The organism is Micromonospora sp. NPDC047753, from assembly GCF_040642735.1.
In the GTDB taxonomy this organism is placed as follows: domain Bacteria; phylum Actinomycetota; class Actinomycetes; order Mycobacteriales; family Micromonosporaceae; genus Micromonospora.
This window is the reverse complement of sequence record NZ_JBEYSL010000493.1, coordinates 1-4,998: the sequence shown is the minus strand read 5'-3', so window position 1 is coordinate 4,998 and position 4,998 is coordinate 1. Positions and strand designations below refer to the sequence as shown.

Below are 4,998 nucleotides of genomic sequence, written 5' to 3'. Positions count from 1 at the left end.
GGGATCGACCTGACCCGGTTGGCCGGGCTGCGTCCGGCCGGCGTGCTCTGCGAGCTGGTCAACGACGACGGCACCATGATGCGCCTGCCGGACCTGGAGAAGTTCTCCGCCGAGCACGGCCTCACGCTCGTCACCATCGCCGACCTGATCGCCTACCGCCGGCGTACCGAGAAGCAGGTCGAGCTGGTCGCCGACGCCCGGATGCCGACGAAGCACGGGGTGTTCCGGGCGCTCGGCTACCGCGCCGAGCACGACCCGGCCGAACATGTCGCGATGGTGCTGGGTGACCTCGGTGACGGCCAGGACGTGCTGGTCCGGGTGCACTCCGAGTGCCTGACCGGGGACGTGTTCGGCTCGCTGCGCTGCGACTGTGGACCGCAGCTGGACGCCGCACTGGCTCGGGTCGGGCAGGAAGGCCGGGGCGTGGTGCTCTACGTCCGTGGGCACGAGGGGCGCGGCATCGGGTTGCTGCACAAGCTGCAGGCGTACCAGTTGCAGGACCTGGGCCGCGACACCGTCGACGCCAACCTCGACCTGGGCCTGCCGGCCGACGCCCGCGACTACGGCACCGGCGCGCAGATCCTCTACGACCTGGGCGTGCGGTCGATGCGGCTGTTGACCAACAACCCGGCCAAGCGGGCCGGCCTGGAGGGGTACGGGTTGACCATCACCGGCCGCGAGGGGCTGCCGGCCGGCGCGCACCCGGAGAACATGCGCTACCTGCGCACCAAGCGGGACCGGATGGGTCACCTGCTGGACGAGTTGGACGAGGTCTCCGAGGCGCCGCTGGGGCGTCCGGTCGCCAACGACGAGATCGGAGCATGACGATGGCGGGTTTCGGTGAGCCGGGAGTCGAGGCGGTCGACGCCGCGGGGCTGACCGTCGGGGTCGTTGCCGCCCGCTGGCACGGCGAGCTGACCGACCACATGCTGGAGCGTGCGGTGGCCGCCGCCGAGGCGTGCGGCGCGCGTTCCGTTGTCGCCCGGGTCGCCGGCTCGGTCGAGCTGCCGGTGGTCGCGCAGGCCCTCGCCCGCCGCTGCGACGTGGTGGTCGCCCTCGGCGTGGTGGTCCGTGGATCCACCGCCCACTTCGACTACGTCTGCCGTTCGGTCACCGACGGGCTGACCCGGGTGGCGCTGGACGAGGGCAAACCGGTGGCGCACGGCGTGTTGACAGTGGAGACCATCGAGCAGGCCCGCGACCGCGCCGGTCTGCCCGGCTCGGCGGAGGACAAGGGCTGGGCCGCCACGGTGGCGGCGCTCGACGCGGCGCTGGCCGTGCGGACGGTGGCTGCGGGCAACGCCCAACGGGTCGGCTTCGGCGGCTGACGCCTCTGCCGCCTCTGAAGGCCCGCCTTCAGAGGCGGCCGGCCTCGATGATCCGGCGCAGGAACTGCCGGGTACGAGGCTGCGTCGGCTCGCCGAGCACCTGCTCGGGCGGGCCGCTCTCGACCACCCGGCCGGCGTCGAGGAAGCACACCTCGTCGGCGACATCCCGGGCGAAGCCCATCTCGTGGGTGGCCAGCACCATGGTCATGCCGTCGGCCTTCAGGTCGCGGATCATCGCCAGCACCTCGCCGACCAGCTCCGGGTCGAGCGCGGAGGTGACCTCGTCGAGCAGCATCAGTCGAGGTGAGTTGGCCAGCGCCCGGACGATCGCCACCCGCTGTTGCTGCCCGCCGGAGAGCCGGTCCGGGTAGGCGTCCGCCTTGGCGGCGAGCCCCACCCGGTCGAGCAACTCCCGGGCCTGCGCCTCGGCCTCCGCCCGGCCCCGCCCGTGTACGCGACGCGGCGCGAGGGTGATGTTGTCCAACACGCTCAGGTGCGGAAAGAGGTTGTACGCCTGGAACACCATGCCGATCCGCCGCCGGACCCGGTCCGGGTCCACCCGGGGATCGGAGATGTCCTCCCCGTCCAACTCGATGGTGCCGTCGTCGAGTTCGTCGAGCAGGTTGACGCAGCGCAGCAGGGTCGACTTGCCCGACCCGGACGCGCCGATCAGGGCCACCACCTGATGCTCGGCGACGGTCAGGTCGAGTTGGTCGAGCACGGCGTGCCCGCCGAACTCCTTGCGCAGGCCCCGACAGCGCAGCAACGCCATGGATCAGCCTCCCGACTGTCGGCGGGCCGCGCGCAGCGTCACCCAGTCGGTGACGGCGATCAGTGGGATCGCCAGCAGCACGAAGAGCACCCCCGCCACGATGTACGGCGTGTAGTTGAAGGTCTGGGCGGTGGCGATCTGCGCGGCGCGGACCGCGTCGATCGGCCCGGCCAGCGAGACCAGCCCGACGTCCTTCTGCAACGCCACCACGTCGTTGAGCAGGGGTGGCGCCACCCGGCGGACGGCCTGCGGCAGGACCACGTGCCGCATCGTCTGCCGGTGGGTCAGGCCCAACGAGCGGGCCGCGGCGAGTTGGCTGGAGTGCACCGACTCGATGCCGGCCCGGAACACCTCGGCGAGGTAGCCGCCATAGGTGAGGACCAACGCGATCCCACCCAGCACCAGCACCGGCGGCATGCCCTGCAACCGCAGCCCCGGCACACCGAGGGTGAGCAGGTACAGCACGATGATCAGCGGTAGGCCGCGGAAGGTGTAGGTGTAGCCGGCGGCCAGCGCGCGGACCGGGAAGAAGACCGGCCCGCGCAGCGTCCGCAGCACGGCGAGCACCAGCCCGAGCAGCAGCGCGCCGACCGCACAGCAGACCAGCAGCCGTACGTTGAGCCAGAGCCCGCTCAGCACCGTCGGCAGCGCGTCGCGGGCGATCTCCGGATCCAGGAACGAGCGCCGGACCCGGTCCCAGCCCGGCGCCCCGGTCACCGCGAGCACCAGCAACGTGCCGAGCGCCGCCGTCGAGGACGCCGCGACGAGCACGCTGTAGACGGTCTGCCGACGCCGGTACGCCGACCGCCGCAGCTGCGCCTCCGAGGGCACCCGATCCAGAAGCGTCACCGCAGCTCGGCCGCCCCCGCCACCTGGGCGAGCCACTTCTGTTCCAGCTCCTTCAACGTCCCCGCGGTGGTGAGCTGACCGACCGCCCCGCTCACGCAGGAGGTCAGTGGGGAGTTCTTGTCCAGCAGCAACCCGAACGCCTCGGGCGTACCGACCTGCGGCACCTGCCCGACGATCACGGCGTCGGTGATCTCCGCACCGGTGATGTAGAAGGCGGTCGGAAGATCGACCACGAGACCGTCCAGCTGCCCGTTCTGAAGGGCCTTCTTGGCATCGTCGTTGCTGTTGTAGACCTGCGGCTTGGCGGCCGGCTTGATCACGTCGGTGATCGCCTGGTAGCTGGTGGTGCCGACCTGCGCGCCGAGCCGAGCGTCCCGCAGCTCGGCCAGCGACTTCCGGCCGGCGATCTTCGAGGACTTCAACGCGATGACGGTCTGCCGCACCAGGTAGTACGGCGCGGAGAAGTCGACAGCCTGCTTGCGTTCGTCGGTGATGGAGAACTGGTTGATGTCGAAGTCGAAGTCCTTCGGCCCCGGCGCGATGGCGGTGTCGAACTTGACCCGGGTCCAGGTGACGTCGGCGCGGGCGTAGCCGAGCTTCTCGGCCACCGCGTACGCGACAGCGGATTCGAAGCCCTCACCGCTGTCCGGCTTGTCCTTGGCGAACCACGGCTCGTACGCGGGCTGGTCGGTGGCGATGGTCAGCTTGCCCGGCGTGCGCGTGGGCAGGCTGTCCTTGGCGCAGGACGGCGCTGCGGTGACAGTGGGGGTGGGGTTTTCGTCCTGTGGCGCGCACCCGGCGGTGGCTACGACGACGGCACCGGCGAAGGTGAGCGCGAGGAGACGTGAGCGGCTGGCCATGGCGGACAGCGTAGAGCTCCATGGGCATCGATCGACAATTGTCCCACCATGTTGGTAGGGAATTGTCCGCTTACTGGATTTCGGCGGACCCGGACGCGGGGTGCCGCCGGGGTGGCTGGAAGAATCGTTTCCCGTGAAGACGTTCGAGGAGTTGTTCGCCGAGCTGCAGGCCAAGGCCGCCGCCGGCACCCCGGGCTCGGGCACCGTCGCCGCGCTGGACAAGGGCGTGCACTTCATCGGCAAGAAGGTCGTCGAGGAGGCGGCCGAGTCGTGGATGGCCGCCGAGCACGAGGGGCCGGAGCGCACCGCCGAGGAGATCTCCCAGCTGCTCTACCAGGTCCAGGTGCTGATGCTTGCCAGCGGTCTCGAGCTCAAGGACGTCTACCGACATCTGTGAGTGCCCCCACCCCTGTTGATCGCCAACCGGATCGAAGGAGCACTCCGTCATGCTGCGTGTCGCCATTCCCAACAAGGGCACCCTGGCCGAACCGGCCGCCCAGATGCTGCGCGAGGCGGGCTACCGCCAGCGCACCGACCCCAAGGACCTCGTCTGTCGGGACGAGGCCAACGACGTCGAATTCTTCTACCTGCGTCCGAAGGACATCGCCACCTACGTCGGTTCCGGTGACCTCGACCTCGGGATCACCGGCCGGGACCTGCTGATCGACTCGGCCGCGGCGGCCGAGGAGCTCGTCGACCTTGCCTTCGGCCGGGCCACCTTCCGCTTCGCCGCCCGCCCCGACGACATCGCCTCCGTGCAGGAGCTGGGCGGCCACCGCATCGCCACCGCGTACCCGGGGCTGGTCGAACGGCACCTCGGCGAGGTGGGCGTCAAGGCCGACGTGATCCGTCTCGACGGCGCGGTGGAGAACGCCGTACGCCTCGGCGTCGCCGACGTGATCGCGGACGTGGTGGAGACCGGCGCGACCCTGCGCCAGGCGGGCCTGGTGGTCTTCGGCGAGCCGCTGCTGCGCTCGTCGGCGGTGCTGGTCCGGCGTGCCGGCGCACCCGCGCAACCGCAGGCCGAGCAGTTGCTGCGCCGCCTGCACGGTGTGCTGGTGGCCCGCCGCTACGTGATGCTCGCCTACGACGTGCCGGCCGGTCTGCTGGACCGGGCCAGCGGGCTCACCCCGGGCATCGAGTCGCCCACAGTGTCGCCGCTGCACCGCGAGGGCTGGGTGGCGGTGCA

The 4,998-nt window shown here is 71.0% G+C and carries 7 protein-coding genes; 4 read left to right on the top strand and 3 right to left on the bottom strand.

Translation table 11 applies throughout. From position 1 onward, the window contains the following. A partial coding sequence (gene ribA, locus ABZ749_RS29330; RefSeq protein WP_357233468.1) for a GTP cyclohydrolase II occupies window positions 1-825 on the top strand: 825 nt, incomplete at its 5' end. A gap of 2 nt (window positions 826-827) precedes the next feature. After that, the gene (gene ribH / locus ABZ749_RS29325; RefSeq protein WP_091401939.1) at window positions 828-1,328 is read left to right on the top strand and encodes a 6,7-dimethyl-8-ribityllumazine synthase; all 501 of its coding nucleotides are present in this window, start codon (window positions 828-830) and stop codon (window positions 1,326-1,328) included. Window positions 1,329-1,356: 28 nt separating this feature from the next. On the opposite strand, the gene ABZ749_RS29320 is transcribed toward ribH, so the two are convergent. From ABZ749_RS29320 to ABZ749_RS29310, 3 genes are read right to left on the bottom strand one after another with little or no spacing between them, the layout of a single operon-like run. Then, complete coding sequence (locus tag ABZ749_RS29320; RefSeq protein ID WP_357233466.1) at window positions 1,357-2,100, bottom strand: amino acid ABC transporter ATP-binding protein; 744 nt, start codon at window positions 2,098-2,100, stop codon at window positions 1,357-1,359. A 3-nt stretch (window positions 2,101-2,103) separates the two neighbouring features. Beyond that, window positions 2,104-2,940, bottom strand: a complete 837-nt coding sequence (locus ABZ749_RS29315; protein ID WP_357233471.1) for an amino acid ABC transporter permease — start codon at window positions 2,938-2,940, stop codon at window positions 2,104-2,106. 5 nt (window positions 2,941-2,945) lie between these two features. Beyond that, entirely contained in the window at window positions 2,946-3,809 is an 864-nt protein-coding gene (locus ABZ749_RS29310) for an ABC transporter substrate-binding protein (RefSeq protein ID WP_357233464.1), read from the bottom strand. Between the two features lie 133 nt (window positions 3,810-3,942). On the opposite strand from ABZ749_RS29310, the gene ABZ749_RS29305 reads away from it, so the two are divergent. Both ABZ749_RS29305 and hisG read left to right on the top strand, forming a co-directional pair. Then, window positions 3,943-4,206 carry a phosphoribosyl-ATP diphosphatase gene (locus ABZ749_RS29305; protein WP_030335709.1) on the top strand — a complete coding sequence of 88 codons (264 nt, stop codon included), beginning with the start codon at window positions 3,943-3,945 and terminating at the stop codon, window positions 4,204-4,206. 49 nt (window positions 4,207-4,255) lie between these two features. Continuing rightward, on the top strand, window positions 4,256-4,998 hold a 743-nt coding region (hisG, locus tag ABZ749_RS29300; RefSeq protein ID WP_357233462.1), incomplete at its 3' end, for an ATP phosphoribosyltransferase.

Coding starts and splice junctions, on each gene's coding strand:
- ABZ749_RS29310 (WP_357233464.1), bottom strand. CDS start 3,809: ATGGCCAGCCGCTCACGTCTCCTCGCGCTCACCTTCGCCGGTGCCGTC.
- ABZ749_RS29320 (WP_357233466.1), bottom strand. CDS start 2,100: ATGGCGTTGCTGCGCTGTCGGGGCCTGCGCAAGGAGTTCGGCGGGCAC.
- ribH (WP_091401939.1), top strand. CDS start 828: ATGGCGGGTTTCGGTGAGCCGGGAGTCGAGGCGGTCGACGCCGCGGGG.